The sequence below is a fragment of the Corynebacterium sp. UMB6689 genome, from assembly GCF_030215295.1.
Lineage (GTDB): Bacteria > Actinomycetota > Actinomycetes > Mycobacteriales > Mycobacteriaceae > Corynebacterium > Corynebacterium aurimucosum.
Genome location: NZ_JASOLS010000092.1, coordinates 1 through 332 on the forward strand (window position 1 = coordinate 1; position 332 = coordinate 332).

Sequence of the window (332 nt, forward strand, 5' to 3'; positions counted from 1 at the left end):
TGAGATAATACAAGTTGAAGGGAAAATCCCAACCGCCTTTGATGGGTTAAACCTCATGACTGGAACAAGAGACTGGAGTGACAAAGGTAATACCTGGCATCACGGTTCTAACTGGCATATTGAGTCAGAGGAGTTCAGAGGCCTTAAAGTTCGATCAACGCAACATGGCTATAATGGTAGTCATCAAAATATAGCTGTTAAAAATGGTGATGTGATTACTTTTAGTTTTTTTGCAAGGGCAAGTCAGCCACTTGAGAATGTAAAATTATCCTCAACATGGACAGGGTCTCCTGTCTATCGAGCACCAGTGGCTCGAGTTGCTGAAAGGGATG

Annotated in this window: 1 protein-coding gene; it reads left to right on the top strand. The window is 42.5% G+C overall.

What is annotated here, in order from left to right; translation table 11 throughout:
* A partial coding sequence (locus QP363_RS12795) for a hypothetical protein (protein ID WP_284764765.1) occupies positions 1 to 332 on the top strand: 332 nt, incomplete at both ends.